The 14257-nt window shown below is 46.4% G+C and carries 13 protein-coding genes; 10 read left to right on the top strand and 3 right to left on the bottom strand.

Features of this window, described 5'->3' with window-relative positions:
* The first annotated feature begins 16 nt into the window (after positions 1-16).
* The 9 genes from GVN16_RS09135 (at position 17) to GVN16_RS09095 (ending at position 9005) form a co-directional block, all read left to right on the top strand.
* Positions 17-385 carry a hypothetical protein gene (locus tag GVN16_RS09135; protein ID WP_166563578.1) on the top strand — a complete coding sequence of 123 codons (369 nt, stop codon included), beginning with the start codon at positions 17-19 and terminating at the stop codon, positions 383-385.
* Positions 382-2847, top strand: coding sequence for a heavy metal translocating P-type ATPase metal-binding domain-containing protein (locus GVN16_RS09130; RefSeq protein ID WP_166563577.1), 2466 nt, complete (start codon positions 382-384; stop codon positions 2845-2847). The genes GVN16_RS09135 and GVN16_RS09130 overlap by 4 nt, the downstream gene beginning before the upstream one ends.
* Entirely contained in the window at positions 2844-3020 is a 177-nt protein-coding gene (gene ccoS, locus GVN16_RS09125; RefSeq protein WP_166563576.1) for a cbb3-type cytochrome oxidase assembly protein CcoS, read from the top strand. The genes GVN16_RS09130 and ccoS overlap by 4 nt, the downstream gene beginning before the upstream one ends.
* Positions 3021-3175: 155 nt before the next feature.
* A complete protein-coding gene (gene ccoN / locus GVN16_RS09120) occupies positions 3176-5356 on the top strand; it encodes a cytochrome-c oxidase, cbb3-type subunit I (RefSeq protein ID WP_166563575.1) in 2181 nt (726 codons plus the stop codon).
* 47 nt (positions 5357-5403) lie between these two features.
* Positions 5404-5565, top strand: a complete 162-nt coding sequence (locus GVN16_RS09115) for a CcoQ/FixQ family Cbb3-type cytochrome c oxidase assembly chaperone (protein ID WP_166563574.1) — start codon at positions 5404-5406, stop codon at positions 5563-5565.
* 39 nt (positions 5566-5604) lie between these two features.
* A complete protein-coding gene (locus GVN16_RS09110; RefSeq protein ID WP_166563573.1) occupies positions 5605-6405 on the top strand; it encodes a cbb3-type cytochrome c oxidase N-terminal domain-containing protein in 801 nt (266 codons plus the stop codon).
* 29 nt (positions 6406-6434) lie between these two features.
* Complete coding sequence (gene ccoG, locus GVN16_RS09105) at positions 6435-7850, top strand: cytochrome c oxidase accessory protein CcoG (RefSeq protein ID WP_166563572.1); 1416 nt, start codon at positions 6435-6437, stop codon at positions 7848-7850.
* A 12-nt stretch (positions 7851-7862) separates the two neighbouring features.
* Positions 7863-8300, top strand: a complete 438-nt coding sequence (locus tag GVN16_RS09100; RefSeq protein WP_166563571.1) for a FixH family protein — start codon at positions 7863-7865, stop codon at positions 8298-8300.
* Between the two features lie 9 nt (positions 8301-8309).
* Positions 8310-9005 carry a sulfite exporter TauE/SafE family protein gene (locus GVN16_RS09095; protein ID WP_166563570.1) on the top strand — a complete coding sequence of 232 codons (696 nt, stop codon included), beginning with the start codon at positions 8310-8312 and terminating at the stop codon, positions 9003-9005.
* Between the two features lie 3 nt (positions 9006-9008).
* On the opposite strand, the gene GVN16_RS09090 is transcribed toward GVN16_RS09095, so the two are convergent.
* The 3 genes from GVN16_RS09090 to uvrA are packed head-to-tail and all read right to left on the bottom strand — an operon-like array spanning position 9009 to position 13355.
* Complete coding sequence (locus GVN16_RS09090) at positions 9009-9833, bottom strand: amidohydrolase (protein ID WP_166563569.1); 825 nt, start codon at positions 9831-9833, stop codon at positions 9009-9011.
* 10 nt (positions 9834-9843) lie between these two features.
* Complete coding sequence (locus GVN16_RS09085; protein ID WP_166563568.1) at positions 9844-10479, bottom strand: carotenoid biosynthesis protein; 636 nt, start codon at positions 10477-10479, stop codon at positions 9844-9846.
* A complete protein-coding gene (uvrA, locus tag GVN16_RS09080) occupies positions 10476-13355 on the bottom strand; it encodes an excinuclease ABC subunit UvrA (RefSeq protein WP_166563567.1) in 2880 nt (959 codons plus the stop codon). Before uvrA ends, GVN16_RS09085 begins: the two co-directional genes overlap by 4 nt.
* Before the next feature lie 233 nt (positions 13356-13588).
* On the opposite strand from uvrA, the gene GVN16_RS09075 reads away from it, so the two are divergent.
* A complete protein-coding gene (locus GVN16_RS09075; protein WP_166563566.1) occupies positions 13589-14254 on the top strand; it encodes an HAD family phosphatase in 666 nt (221 codons plus the stop codon).
* Positions 14255-14257: the final 3 nt, after the last annotated feature.

The following is a 14257-nucleotide window of genomic DNA, read 5'->3' as shown; positions in this document are numbered from 1 at the left end:
TAAATTTTAACACAATATGGAGCTTTTTGTAAATGATGAAATGAAAGTAGCTGAGCTGGTCAGCAAATTCAGCGAAATCTACCCGTTTCTTCGCCTGGAAGTTTATTATCTGGGCGAAGAAATCAGCAATGCAGCCCATGACAACCTCCTCAGAGACGTCACCAAAAGGAAGTTGCCTCATAATTTCAGCCTTCTGCCGGAAAACACCGTAGCGGAGGCAGAGGAATTATTCTGGAAAAAAATGGGTGTTCAGATCGCCATTTTCAGAAAGTCAGGCAAAACCTGGCTGGAAGCTTCCTATACCAATTACTGGTCACTGGAAAGACAGAACAAAAAAGGGGAAGAAATGGGTGATTTTCTTACAACAGAAACCAGAAAAGGATGATTTCATCAACCGAAACCCCGGTTAAATGTTATCATTGCGGAGACGACTGCCCTGATGAAAGCATTTTATCAGAAGATAAGCATTTCTGCTGCCAGGGATGCAGGACCGTTTATGAGATATTGGAAGAAAACAATCTTTGTACTTACTACGATCTTAATCAGAATGCGGGCGTCAGCCTGAAATCCGGTGATCACAAGGGTAAGTTCGACTATCTCGACCAAGCTGAAATAGTCACACAGCTACTTGACTATCAATCTGATACGGTCAGCAAAATTACTTTATACATTCCTGCCGTCCACTGCAGCTCCTGCGTATGGCTGCTTGAAAACTTTCATAAGATAAAGAAAGGAGTCGTTTCTTCGAGGCTCAACTTCCTGAAAAAAGAGCTTTCTCTCAGTTTTGACAACCGGCAGGTCAGTCTGAAAGAAATAGCCGGGCTTTTAACCACGCTTGGCTACGAACCCCAGATCAGCCTCCAGAGCCGCGAAAAATCTACTGTAAAAAACAATGTACAGCGAAACCTGATTCTCCGGATCGGGGTGGTCGGTTTCTGTACCGGGAACATCATGCTGATGAGTTTTCCCGAATACTTCCATCTTGATCTTCAGAACAAGGTAGATTCAACCTACCAGGGATTCTTTTTATATTTCAACTTCATCCTCGCCCTGCCCGTATTCTTTTATGGAGCTTCGGATTATTTCAAAAGTGCCTGGATTTCCATACGAGAATACTTCAAAAATACTGACTCGGTTTTCAGTGTCGACATTCCCATAGCGTTGGGAATCACCGCCCTGTTTGGCAGGAGTGTCTATGAAACATTTGCGAACCATTCTGCCGGATATTACGATAGCCTCGCAGGTTTGGTATTTTTCCTTTTGACCGGCCGCTGGATCCAGCAGGTGACTTACAATTACCTGTCATTTGAGCGAAATTACAAGTCCTACTTCCCGCTGGCCGTTAAAACCCTCAGGGATCAGAAAGAGCAGTTTATCAATGTCTCCCAATTAGAAAAAGGAGATATCATACTCATACATCACCAGGAGCTCATCCCAGCGGATGCTATTTTATCAAGCGGAAAGGGCTTAATTGACTACAGTTTTGTCAGTGGTGAAACCGACCCTCAAAGCCGCAGACCAGGTGACCTGATCTATGCGGGAGGCAGACAAAAAGGCGGGCAACTGCAACTGGTTGTTCAGAAACCGGTTTCACAGAGTTACCTTACCCAGCTGTGGAACAACCAGGCCTTTAAGGAAGAAAAAGTGATGCCCACTACTGAACTGGCCAATGCTTTCAGCAAGTATTTCACGGTAATTACCCTGCTCATAGCTACCATAACAGGGATTTACTGGTATATTAACAATCCGGAAGTGATGCTCAATTCGGTTACTGCCGTATTGATGGTAGCCTGCCCCTGTGCCCTTACACTCTCCATGCCTTTTACGATGGGCACAACGATGGGTATTTTCGGACGGAATAAGTTTTATGTCAAAAATCAGGGCGTCATTCAGTTGCTCAATGAAATTGACGGTATAGTTTTCGACAAAACCGGCACATTGACCCGCAATAACTCAGAAAAGATTATTTTCAAAGGAAAGCCACTCACTGAAAATGAGAAAAACCTGGTGGCTCACCTATGCTCAGCCTCCGCTCACCCTTTAAGCCAGATGATTGCCCGTGACTTGGGTCAGCAGGAAAAACTGACAACGGATTACTTCAAAGAAACGGAAGGCCAGGGCATAGAAGGCCGGATTGACGGCCATCTCATCAGGCTGGGCAAAAGAGGATTTATCGAAGTCCCTGACCTTGATCCTTTGGTCAGACACACGCACAGCTACCTGAGCATTGACGGTATGTTATGTGGCTGTTTTGTGGCAGAGCCGGTGTTCCGTCCGCATTGGCAAAAGGTGATCAAAAAACTGAGCAGGAGTTTCAAGCTGTTTCTTTTGTCGGGTGACAATGACGCCGAGAAAGACAAACTTCAGCCCTGCTTTGATCAGCATGCGGTCAGATTTCACCAGACACCCCAGGATAAACTGGACTTTATCCGTCAGAAGCAGGAGGAAAACATGCATATCCTGATGATTGGCGACGGGCTGAATGACGCCGGGGCCCTGAGGCAAAGCCATGTAGGCATAGCCATCAGCGAAGACGTCAAGGTATTCACCCCGGCTTGCGACGCCATTCTTGACGCCTCGGTTTTTGACCGGCTTAATGACTTCCTGGGATTCAGTAAAACAGCCATTAATATCGTCAAGGCCAGTTTCATTTTGTCGCTGGTTTATAATTTTATCGGAATCGGGTGGGCGGTCAGCGGTCAGTTATCTCCTGTCATGGCGGCTATCTTTATGCCTTTGAGTTCTATTTCCGTAGTGCTGTTTGCGACGGGTCTCACCCATTTATTTGCCTGGCTCAAAGGCTTTTACCGTATCCCGGCCTCAGACGCTAACCTCAGATCATTATGAAAGTCATCATATTTCTAGCCATCACCGCAGTACTTACAGCCGCAGGTTTCCTGGTGGCCTTCATCTGGGCTACCCGCAACGGGCAGTTTGACGACACCTATACACCCTCCATCAGGATGCTTTTCGACAGCGAAAAAGAAGACCCGAACCAGGAAAAAGAGGTCCGCCCATAACAGGCGGATCACCTTCATTTTTAAGATCCGCAGCTCCTCAGTCTTCATTTTTTCATTTCCTGACCAAAGTCATACTTTCCGGTAACGGGCATCATATTTCTTCGCAGGCCCTGAGTTTACTTTTGAGCAATCAAATCATAGAATTCTCTAAACTTATGCGAATTTTCAACAATCTCTACAGAAATAAGGACGCCGGTCACTCAGGTGGCGGAGCTCTGGAAAGTTTTCATTACGACAATAAAGTCGTAAAAGCTTTTATGATCGCGACAGTGATTTTCGGGGTAATTGGTATGCTGGCCGGTCTGACCGCCGCCATACAATTATTCCTGCCTGCAGCCAATATGGACTTGCCATATACGACCTTCGGCCGCATCAGACCACTGCACACCAATGCCATCATTTTTGCCTTTGTAGGTAACGCCATGTTTGCAGGTATTTACTACTCCATGCCGCGTTTACTCAAAGCCCCCATGTTTAGCCCGGTCCTCAGCTGGACGCACTTCTGGGGCTGGCAGCTGATTATCCTGGCGGCAGCGGTTTCACTGCCTTTAGGTTATACCACTTCCAAAGAATACGCCGAACTGGAATGGCCCATTGACATCGCCATCACGCTGGTTTGGGTGGTATTCGGGATCAACATGATCGGGACCATCATCAAAAGGCGTGAGAGACACATGTATGTGGCCATCTGGTTTTATATCGGTACGTTCATCACCGTAGCCATGCTTCACATCGTCAACTCCCTTGAGCTGCCTTTATCCTTCACTAAAAGTTACTCCATTTATGCCGGGGTGCAGGATGCACTGGTGCAATGGTGGTACGGACACAATGCCGTGGCATTTTTCCTCACTACCCCATTTCTCGGACTGATGTATTATTTCCTTCCGAAAGCAGCCAATCGCCCGGTGTACTCCTATAAATTATCGGTCATTCACTTCTGGTCACTGATATTCCTTTACATCTGGGCAGGCCCTCACCACCTGCTTTATTCTTCGCTGCCTGACTGGGCACAAAGTTTGGGCACGGTGTTCTCAATCATGCTGATCGCCCCGTCATGGGGTGGTATGCTCAACGGTTTGATGACCCTGAGAGGAGCCTGGGACAAAGTCAGTATCGATCCTGTTCTGAAATTTTTCGTAGTGGCAGTGACTGCCTACGGTATGGCTACTTTTGAAGGCCCGCTGCTTTCTCTGAAAAACGTCAACGCCATTTCCCACTTTACCGACTGGACCGTTGCCCACGTGCACGTTGGCGGGCTGGGATGGAACGGATTCATGATTTTCGGTATGCTGTACTACCTGGTACCGAAAATGTGGAAAACGGAATTATACTCCGTATCCCTGGCTAATACCCACTTCTGGATCGGCACGCTCGGTATTCTTTTCTATGCCCTTCCGATGTACTGGGCTGGCTTTACCCAGAGTCTGATGTGGAAAGAGTTTACCAAAGACGGCTTCCTGGCCTATCCTAACTTCCTGGAAACCGTCACCCAGATCGTTCCATTGTATATGATGAGAGCTTTCGGTGGATTCCTCTTCCTGATAGGTACCTTCATCATGATCTATAACCTTATCAAAACGGCTAAAAAAGGAAGTTTTGTAGCAAATGAATACGATGAAGCTCCCGCCCTGCCGAAAAAAATGAACACTCCCGAAAGCGGCTGGCATGCGGTTCTCGAACGTAAACCTGTCATCTTTATGGTCTTGTCACTGGTAGCCGTGATGATTGGCGGGGTGATAGAATTCGTGCCTACATGGCTGGTGGAATCCAATATTCCGACCATCGCTTCTGTAAAACCTTACACCCCGCTTGAGCTTGAAGGCCGCGACATTTACATCCGTGAAGGCTGTCATAACTGTCACACACAGATGATCCGTCCGTTCAGGTCAGAGACCGAGCGATATGGCGAATATTCAAAAGCCGGAGAGTTTGTGTATGACCACCCGTTCCAGTGGGGATCTAAGAGAACAGGGCCTGATTTACACAGAATAGGCCAGAAATACCCTCACAGCTGGCATTACAATCACATGCTTGACCCGACCACCATGTCGCCGGGCTCTATTATGCCGGCTTACCCATGGCTTTTGTCTGACAAATACAACAAGTCGCAGCTACCTGATAAAATCACGGTAATGCGTAAGCTGGGAGTACCTTATCCTGACGGCTTTGAAGATCAGGCCATTGAAGATGCGGAAGCACAGGCAGACGGCATTGTCAAAAACCTTGCTGAAGCCAAAATCACCACCAAGGCAGACCGTGAGATCATCGCCCTCATTGCTTACCTGCAGAGGATGGGAACCGATATCAAGAATGAATCAACAGCATTGAAACCATAAATGATCATCGTCCGGGAAGCCTTCTCCCGGACATAACACCTAAAAATATGTTCAAAAACGCACTTTCGGGTATTGAGGGGGTATCCATCTTCCCGATTTTCTCCCTGGTCATCTTTGTCGTCTTTTTTACTGCTCTGGGGTACTTTGTGATGAAGTCGGATAAAAAATACATCAGGCACATGGAACAGCTTCCATTTGATGAAGAATGATCACTATTTAATTAAAATCAATATTTAGCTAACATCAAAATGAAGATATCATTAAAATCAGGAGAAGAACTGGCCATGGTGTTGATCCTGGCCATGCTCATCATACTCGCCGTTGTGCTGCTCATTACAGTCATCAATGTGTTCCTGGTCATCAAACGCATCGAGGCCAAACACAAAGGTGTCATCACCGAGCCTTTCAGCTTTAAAACCTGGTGGAAAAGCCTCACTAAAGCTGTTCCGGTTGAAAATGAAGAAGCCATCCTGCTCCGTCACAGCTATGACGGCATCAGGGAGCTGGACAACCACCTGCCACCGTGGTGGAAATACATGTTTTATGCCACCATCATCTTTGCTATTATTTATATGGCCGATTACCACATCTGGAAAACCAGCCCGCTGTCGGATGGTGAATATCAGCAGGAACTCGCCACGGCTCAAAAGGAAATTGAGCTCTACCAGGCCAAAAACGCCGCTGCCATAGATGAGAAAACCGTAAAACTGCTTCCCAACGACCCGAAAGTGGCAGAAAGAGGAAAGGAAATTTTCAGTTCCAAATGCTCTGCCTGCCACGGACAAGCCGGTGAAGGCGGTGTGGGCCCCAACCTGACCGACGAATACTGGCTGCACGGAAGCTCGATCAACGATCTTTTCAAAGTCATCAAGTACGGTGTGCCGGAAAAAGGGATGATTTCCTGGAAAGCCACCCTGAAACCTAATGAAATTCAGGATGTAGCCAATTATATCAAAACCATCGGGGGGAGCAACCCACCCAATTCAAAAGCTCCGCAAGGGGTAAAAACAGACTCAACTGCTTCATCAACTCCGGTAGCTTTGCTTTAAAAGCTACCGGTTTACCAAACATTTTTCTTATGGCCATTTCTTCTGACATATCCGAATTTTATGATGAAGAATACCGCGACACCATTGCAACGGTAGACAAAAACGGGAAACGCATCTGGTTACATCCTAAAAAACCGAAAGGCAGTTTTCATAACAAGAGGATCATAGCGACCATCGTTTTCCTGACTATTTTCTTCGCAGTTCCTTTCATCAAAATCAAAGGAGAACCGCTTTTGATGATGAATATTTTTGAAAGGAAGTTCGTCATTTTCGGCCAGGTATTTTTCCCCCAGGATTTTATCCTTTTCGGGATCGGGATGATCATTTTCTTTGTATTTATCATCCTGTTTACGGTAGTCTATGGCCGCTTCTGGTGTGGCTGGGCCTGCCCGCAAACGATTTTTCTCGAAATGGTTTTCCGGAAGATCGAATACTGGATCGAAGGGGATGCCCGCCAGCAGCAAAAACTCGACAGCGGCCCTTGGACTTCCGAAAAAGTCCGTAAAAAAGTAACCAAGCATGCTATTTTCATCTTCTTTTCTATCATCATCGCCCATCTGACGATGTCTTATATGATAGGTATAGAAGAAACTTTACGGATTGCCACAAGCTCCCCGGCCAGCAATCCGACGGGTTTCATCGGGGTAGTGGCTTTTACAGCGATCTTTTACTTCGTGTTTACCAGGCTCAGGGAGCAGGTTTGTATCGCCATTTGTCCATACGGCAGACTGCAGGGCGTATTGATGGGTAAGAGTACCATGGCCATTATGTACGATTTTGTGAGAGGGGAGCCTCGCGGCAAGCTCAAAAAACAGGAAGAAAAAAAGACAACTCACGGCGATTGCATTGACTGTGCCCTGTGCGTGCAGGTTTGCCCTACCGGAATCGACATCAGGAACGGCACTCAGCTGGAATGTGTCAACTGCACCGCCTGTATCGACGCCTGTGATGAAGTCATGTTCAAAATCAATAAACCTGCCGGCCTGATCAGGTATGCGTCAGAAGAAAGCATTGAAAAAGGCACTCCGTTTAGAATGTCACGCCGGGCTTACTATTATTCTGCTGTGTTATTGATGCTGATCGGCCTTGAGGCTTACCTTCTGATCGGCAGAACGATGGTCGATACCACCATCCTGCGGGTTCCGGGGCAAATGTACCAGGAACAACCCAACGGCAAAATCAGCAACCTCTACAATGCCCAGATCATTAACAAGACATCGGAGGAAATCGACGTGACACTGAAAGTAGCAGAAAACAAAGGCAGAATCAGACTGGTGGGCGACAAAGTCCACCTGCCGAAGCAGGGAAGAACAGAAATTATATTCTTCCTCGACATGGACAAAAAAGACATTAAACAAATAAAAACGCCCCTGAAAATTGAGGTATACCAGGGAAATAAACTCATTGAAACCATCAAAACGAATTTTCTCGGGCCGGAACAATAAACTTTTACGATTATGAATTGGGGACAAAAATTAGCTGCCGTTTACCTGGGTTTTGTGGCCTTTATGGGCTGCCTTGTCTGGCTTTGTGTCAAACAGGATGATATTCACCTCGTCAGCGAGGATTATTACCGCCAGGAAATCGCCTACCAGGACAATATAGATCAGAGGGCAAATGTCAGTCATTTAAAAGAGAAACTGATAATCTCTTACGATTCCAGCCGGAGTGAAGTACTGGTAAGCATACCCAGCTCATTGAATGGAGCAACGGGATTAATTCAGTTTTACCGTCCTTCAGATGCAAGAAAGGACTTTACCCAGAAACTGGAAACCACGCATGGTCAAACACAAAGGATACCGGCAAATCACCTCGACTCAGGCTATTGGATTTTAAAAACCAGATGGCAAAAGGATCAGAAAGTATATTATCAGGAAGACAAAATATTAATCTAACCAAAAAACGTGTACTACTCAGCTTTCTTCATGGGACTAATCGGGAGCCTGCACTGCTTCGGCATGTGCGGGCCCATAGCCATGATGTTGCCCGGGAATAAAGAAAAAAGGCTGCGTTTTGTGGCCGGGAGATTGCTTTATAATACGGGCAGAATACTTACTTACGGTGTTTTAGGATTATTTATAGGCTATTTTGGTGAAAAACTGGCCTTCATAAGTTCTCAGAAATCACTTTCCATTGGCCTGGGCATCCTGCTGCTGGCAGGAATACTCTGGCCTAAAAAGTGGCTGGACAAGGTCAATCCTTACAGTCCTCTGGCACGCCTCACACAAAAGATCAAGGCCTCCCTTTCATTCCTTTTTAAGAAACATTTCTGGGGAACGCAATTCTTATTCGGGTTGCTCAACGGGCTTCTGCCCTGCGGATTGGTTTATGCCGCCCTGAGCGGGGCTTTTCTGACCACAGACACATTCGGCGGTTTCTATTTCATGGTCTTATTCGGAGCGGGCACCCTCCCCATGATGCTCGGAGCCAGCCTGGGGGCCTCTTTTATCAAAAAGAAATTTAAGCTGAATTTTTCAAGGATCATACCCATCACTTATGGACTGCTGGCCATCTGGCTGATCATCAGGGGCGTTTCATTGCACCAGCCTGATATCATTCATGAAAACACAAACAGTGCCGCAATTGAAGTTTGCAGATGAACCTTACAACCTGTAAAAAGCTACGGCGTTGTCGCCGAAAACAGCCGCTTTTTCAGAAGAGCTCAGCTTTTCAAAATAAGAACTGACTATCGACAACTGCTCCTGATACTCCGCAGCCACCAGGCAAACGGGCCAGTCTGAGCCGTACATCAGCCTTTCTACTCCGAAACACTCAAAAACCGTATCAAGGTAAATGTAGAAATCCTCCTCTTTCCAGGTATACCAGTTGGCTTCAGTCACCATACCCGACAGCTTGCAATACACATTCGGAAACTCAGAAAGCTTCCTCATATAATTGGCCCACTGGGTTATTTTTCCCTCTTTAATATAAGGTTTGGCTATATGATCGATCACAAAACGGTTATCTGCACACGCCCTGACCAAGTGCACGGCGTCTTTCATCTGGGTCGGGAAAATCAGGATATCATAGCTGTAATCAAACGCAGCCAGCTTTTTAACGCCCGCCACAAAATCCGGTGCCTGCATAAAACCTACCGGCTCTCCCTGCACAATATGCCTGAAACCTTTGAGTTTTTCGAAAGTCTTAAAATATTCCAGCCGCCCGCCGAGGTCAGGTGATTTTAAATCGACCCAGCCGACGGTACCTTTAATAAAAGGATTTTCAAGGGCCAGGTCATGAAAGAAATGATTCTCTTCTTCTGTCTGATTGACCTGCACCAAAACACACCCGTCAATGCCGTTCTCTTCCAGCACAGGCTTCAGATGTTGCGGCATAAAATCCACCTGTATCTTGTACATGGATTCATCAATCCACGCATAGTTGACAGGATCGTACTTCCAGAAATGCTGGTGTGCGTCTATTTTCATGATTTTTATTTTATGAAAGTCTCATTACCATACTCAAAACCCCGAAAAACACTGCCTGGAAAACCAACAGCCAGGGGGCTACCGGGTTCTCTTTTCTGAATCCGGATCTGAAGAACAAGTATAATAAAAAAAAGGCTACAAAAAACCAGGCGATGTAGTTTTGCAAAGGAGGGGCTGCACCAAACCAGGTCCACATGCTTTGGCTGATGGCCACCGGCTCAGCTACAAAATCAAAAAGTGTGAGAGCCAGAGACCCCACCGTTGTTTTAATCCAGACATGCTGCGGCCATTTTTCAAGGACCGTACCTACACAAAAAACAAGCAGAAACCAGTTGATACCGATCATGGGAGGCACTTCCAGGATTTTCAGGCCCAGGGTCGTCAGGTACTCGTAACGGCCGAAGATCAGCCCGGTTTTCACCCCGGCCACTTCAATAAAATACCCTGTAAAAACACAAATGAACAGGAATATAACAAAAGCAGGACTTTTGTCTTTTTGAAAAAGAACCAATATCCCGAAAGAAGTCAGCAAATGAAAAGGCGTTAAAGCCTGGAACAGCGGCCGGGTGCTTTCAATGCTCAGACCGATCAAACCCGCCAGGTACATCGAAGCTAACAGGTAAACATATCCCCGGTGATTGCTCATAAACCATTCAACTTCTGTTTCAGATAATAGGCCGTATAATTATCCTCTATTTTAGCCATTTCTTCGGGCGTACCTTCAAAACAAACGTAACCGCCTTTATCACCACCTTCAGGGCCCAGATCGATGATCCAGTCTGCCGATTTGATGATTTCCATGTTATGTTCAATGATGATCACGCTGTCCCCCTGGTCTACCAGGGCATTGATGGCTTTCAGCAATTTACGGATGTCGTGAAAATGCAGACCGGTGGTCGGCTCATCAAAAATAAACAGGGTTTTGCCTTTATCCGAATTGCCTTTACCCAGGAAAAACGCCAGCTTCACCCTCTGGGCTTCACCACCCGACAAAGTGCTCGAAGACTGCCCCAGTTTAATATAGCCCAAACCCACTTCCTGCAAAGGCACCAGCTTCTCCATCAGTTTAGGCTGATCTCCCCTGAAAAATTCAATCGCCTCATCCACCGTCATGTCCAGGATGTCGGATATGTCTTTTTCTTTATATTTTATTTCCAGGATTTCTTGTTTGAAACGCTTCCCGCCACAGCTTTCGCAGGTCAGTTTTACGTCAGCCATAAACTGCATTTCTATGGTCTGAAACCCTTCGCCCTGGCAAGCTTCGCAGCGTCCGCCTTCGACATTGAAAGAGAAAAACGCAGGTTTATAATCACGGGTTTTAGACAACGGCTGCTCAGACATCAGGGCCCTGATGGAATCGTAGGCCTTGATATAAGTCACCGGGTTTGAGCGGCTCGACTTCCCGATCGGGTTCTGGTCCACCATTTCCACCTGGTTGATCCTACTCAGGCTTCCTGTCAGTTCACTGAATTTACCTGAATCCTCATTATATTCTCCTTTTAACCTGGCCAGTGCCGGGTAAAGGATTTTACGGATCAGGGTCGATTTACCCGATCCGCTGACACCCGTCACCACGCCTAGAATCCCCAGCGGAATTTTCACATCGACATCTTTCAGGTTATTTTCCCTCGCTCCGGTAATCTTCAGAAAATCAGTAGATTTACGTCTGTGCTTCGGTATAGCGATGGTATCTTTTCCCGTCAGAAAGGCAATGGTGTGTGAGCGGTCAAAATCTTCGTTCAATTTCTGCTGTCCGTTGCCATCCGTTAATCTGCCCTGAAAAACCAGTTCTCCTCCCTGGTTACCCGCTTCCGGGCCGATATCTATGATTTCGTCTGCAGCCAGCATTACTTCTTCTTCATGCTCTACTACAATGACGGTGTTTCCTATTTCTTTGAGTGATTCCAGCACTGAAATCAGCCTCTGCGTATCCCTCGGATGCAAACCGATGCTGGGCTCATCCAGGATATACATCGATCCCACCAGGGCACTTCCCAACGAAGTCGCCAGCTTGATCCTCTGTGATTCTCCACCTGAAAGCGTTGAAGCCAGCCTGTTAAGGGTCAGGTAACCCAACCCGACACGCTCCATGTAATCCAGGCGGTTCTGAATTTCCACCAGGATTCTTTTGGCAATCTGTGCCTGGGAACCCGGAAGATCTATCGTCCTGAAAAACGAAGAAACCTCAGTAATAGGCATTAAAACCAGGTCGATGATAGACTTCCCGGCGACTTTCACGTAAGAGGCGTCCTTTCTGAGTCTTGATCCGCGGCAATCCGGACAAACGGTCCGTCCACGGTATTTCGACAACATCACCCTGTACTGTATCTTATAGGTCTGCTCTTCCAGGAATCTGAAAAACTCATCCAGCCCCTGGAAATATGAATTCCCTTTCCACAACAATTCCTTCTCTTCCTCGCTCAGGTCTTTATAAGCCCTGTGGATCGGAAAATCAAAGCGGATGCCGGTTCTGATGAGCGGAGCCAGCCACTCTCCCATTTTTTCGCTTCTCCAGGGAGCAATCGCCCCTTCAAAAACGGAAAGGTTTTTATCCGGGATAACCAGATCAGGGTCAAGGCCCAATACCGATCCGAAGCCTTCGCAACGCTTACAGGCCCCGTAAGGGTTATTAAACGTGAAGAGGTTGACACTCGGTTCTTCAAAACTGATTCCGTCCAGTTCAAACCTGTCCGAAAACGTCCTGACAATGATCCCTTCTTCCTTAAATATCTTGACAATACAGTCGCCCTCACCTTCAGAAAACGCCGTCTGGACAGAATCTGAAATCCTGAACTGGGTGTCTTCATCCGGGTTCCCGTTTTCATCCAGTTTGACAACAGCCCTGTCAATAAGAATATAAATATCTGACTTTAAATCATTTACCTTCTGAGCATCTTCCAACAACTCTTCAATCTGCACCGTCTCATCATCGAGTAAAACCCTCGTAAAACCTTTCTGCATCAGCAGATCCAGTTCCCGGTTCAGGGTCCTTTCTTCTTTGGGTTTAACCGGTGCCAACACCATCACTTTTGTGCCTTCCTCATGCTGAAAAATAGCATTGACAACATCTGTGACGGTATCTTTTTTTACCACTGTTCCGCTCGCAGGAGAGTAAGTCACCCCGATCCTGGCAAACAGAAGCCTCAGGTAATCATAAATCTCGGTGGTGGTACCAACCGTCGATCTCGGGTTTTTCGAAGTTACTTTTTGCTCTATCGCTATGGCCGGAGAAATCCCCCTGATGTAATCTACTTCGGGTTTTTCCATCCTGCCCAGAAACTGCCTGGCATAAGAACTCAGACTCTCCACGTACATCCTTTGGCCCTCTGCATACAGGGTATCAAACGCAAGCGACGACTTCCCGCTTCCAGACAATCCGGTAATGACAGTGAGTTTGTTGCGTTTGATCGCAACATCGATGTTTTTCAAGTTGTTGACTTTTGCCCCTTTAATGATGATATATTCCTTGGGATCAAGCGACTCTACGCTTTCGGGCCTGGTGATTTCAATGTCGAAGTTCATAAAGCAAATTTAACCTTGTTTTATGGTAATACAATAATTTGAAGGGTAGTTTTGAAAAATTGCTAAATAGGTTTGCAATGCCGGGGAAAGGGAAAAAGCAGAAAGGAGAAAGCGGGGCTTCGCTGAAATACAGAAATCCGCTTTAAACCATGTAATCCTGCCATTTCCTATGAAAACATCTTTTTCCTGTCGTTCTTAAAGCAAAATAGGGCTTCAGGCATTACCTTTGTGTCATGAATAAGTATGCCGTAATTTTTGATATGGATGGGGTCATTTGCCATACAAATCCATATCACACCATAGCTTTTGAGCGTTTTTTTGAGAAAAGAGGGCTCAATCCCACCCATGAAGAGTACGCCGAACACATGTTTGGAAAAAGCAACAGCTATATCCTGAGCCATTTTCTTAAGAGAAAGGTCGAAGGAGAAGAGTTTTTAGCCCTTGAATTTGAGAAAGAAGCCTTGTTCAGAGAAATCTATGCAGATCATATTTCACCGATTGACGACTTTCCGGCCTTTCTGGACAGTCTGAAAACCGCGGGCCTGAAAACAGGCGTGGCCACTTCAGCCCCGAGAGCCAATCTTGACCTGATCATGAATTTCCTGAAATTCGAACCTAAAATGGAATCGATCATGGCCAGTGAAAATGTCACAAAACACAAGCCGGATCCGCAGGTTTATCTCAAATCAGCCGAAAATCTTGGCGTCGACCCGGCCAATTGTATGGTATTCGAAGATTCTGTTTCCGGCATAACCGCCGGGCTCAATGCCGGCATGAGGGTGATCGGAGTGCTTTCTTCTCATAAAAAAGAGGAACTTCCGCCATGTCATCTTTATATTGACAATTACCTGCATCTGACCAGTCAGACCATCCTGGATATCCTGATTAACGAAAAATAAATC

This window comes from Emticicia sp. CRIBPO (assembly GCF_009905725.1).
Lineage (GTDB): Bacteria > Bacteroidota > Bacteroidia > Cytophagales > Spirosomataceae > Leadbetterella.
Note: the sequence above shows the minus strand (reverse complement) of the source record. Positions and strands in the feature narration are given on the sequence as shown.

What these genes read in the sequence shown, in the direction of transcription:
- GVN16_RS09130 (WP_166563577.1), top strand. Translation starts at nt 382, where the DNA reads ATGATTTCATCAACCGAAACCCCGGTTAAATGTTATCATTGCGGAGAC.
- GVN16_RS09090 (WP_166563569.1), bottom strand. Translation starts at nt 9,833, where the DNA reads ATGAAAATAGACGCACACCAGCATTTCTGGAAGTACGATCCTGTCAAC.
- uvrA (WP_166563567.1), bottom strand. Translation starts at nt 13,355, where the DNA reads ATGAACTTCGACATTGAAATCACCAGGCCCGAAAGCGTAGAGTCGCTT.
- GVN16_RS09110 (WP_166563573.1), top strand. Translation starts at nt 5,605, where the DNA reads ATGAAGATATCATTAAAATCAGGAGAAGAACTGGCCATGGTGTTGATC.
- GVN16_RS09085 (WP_166563568.1), bottom strand. Translation starts at nt 10,479, where the DNA reads ATGAGCAATCACCGGGGATATGTTTACCTGTTAGCTTCGATGTACCTG.
- GVN16_RS09115 (WP_166563574.1), top strand. Translation starts at nt 5,404, where the DNA reads ATGTTCAAAAACGCACTTTCGGGTATTGAGGGGGTATCCATCTTCCCG.
- GVN16_RS09075 (WP_166563566.1), top strand. Translation starts at nt 13,589, where the DNA reads ATGAATAAGTATGCCGTAATTTTTGATATGGATGGGGTCATTTGCCAT.
- GVN16_RS09100 (WP_166563571.1), top strand. Translation starts at nt 7,863, where the DNA reads ATGAATTGGGGACAAAAATTAGCTGCCGTTTACCTGGGTTTTGTGGCC.
- GVN16_RS09135 (WP_166563578.1), top strand. Translation starts at nt 17, where the DNA reads ATGGAGCTTTTTGTAAATGATGAAATGAAAGTAGCTGAGCTGGTCAGC.
- ccoS (WP_166563576.1), top strand. Translation starts at nt 2,844, where the DNA reads ATGAAAGTCATCATATTTCTAGCCATCACCGCAGTACTTACAGCCGCA.
- ccoG (WP_166563572.1), top strand. Translation starts at nt 6,435, where the DNA reads ATGGCCATTTCTTCTGACATATCCGAATTTTATGATGAAGAATACCGC.
- ccoN (WP_166563575.1), top strand. Translation starts at nt 3,176, where the DNA reads ATGCGAATTTTCAACAATCTCTACAGAAATAAGGACGCCGGTCACTCA.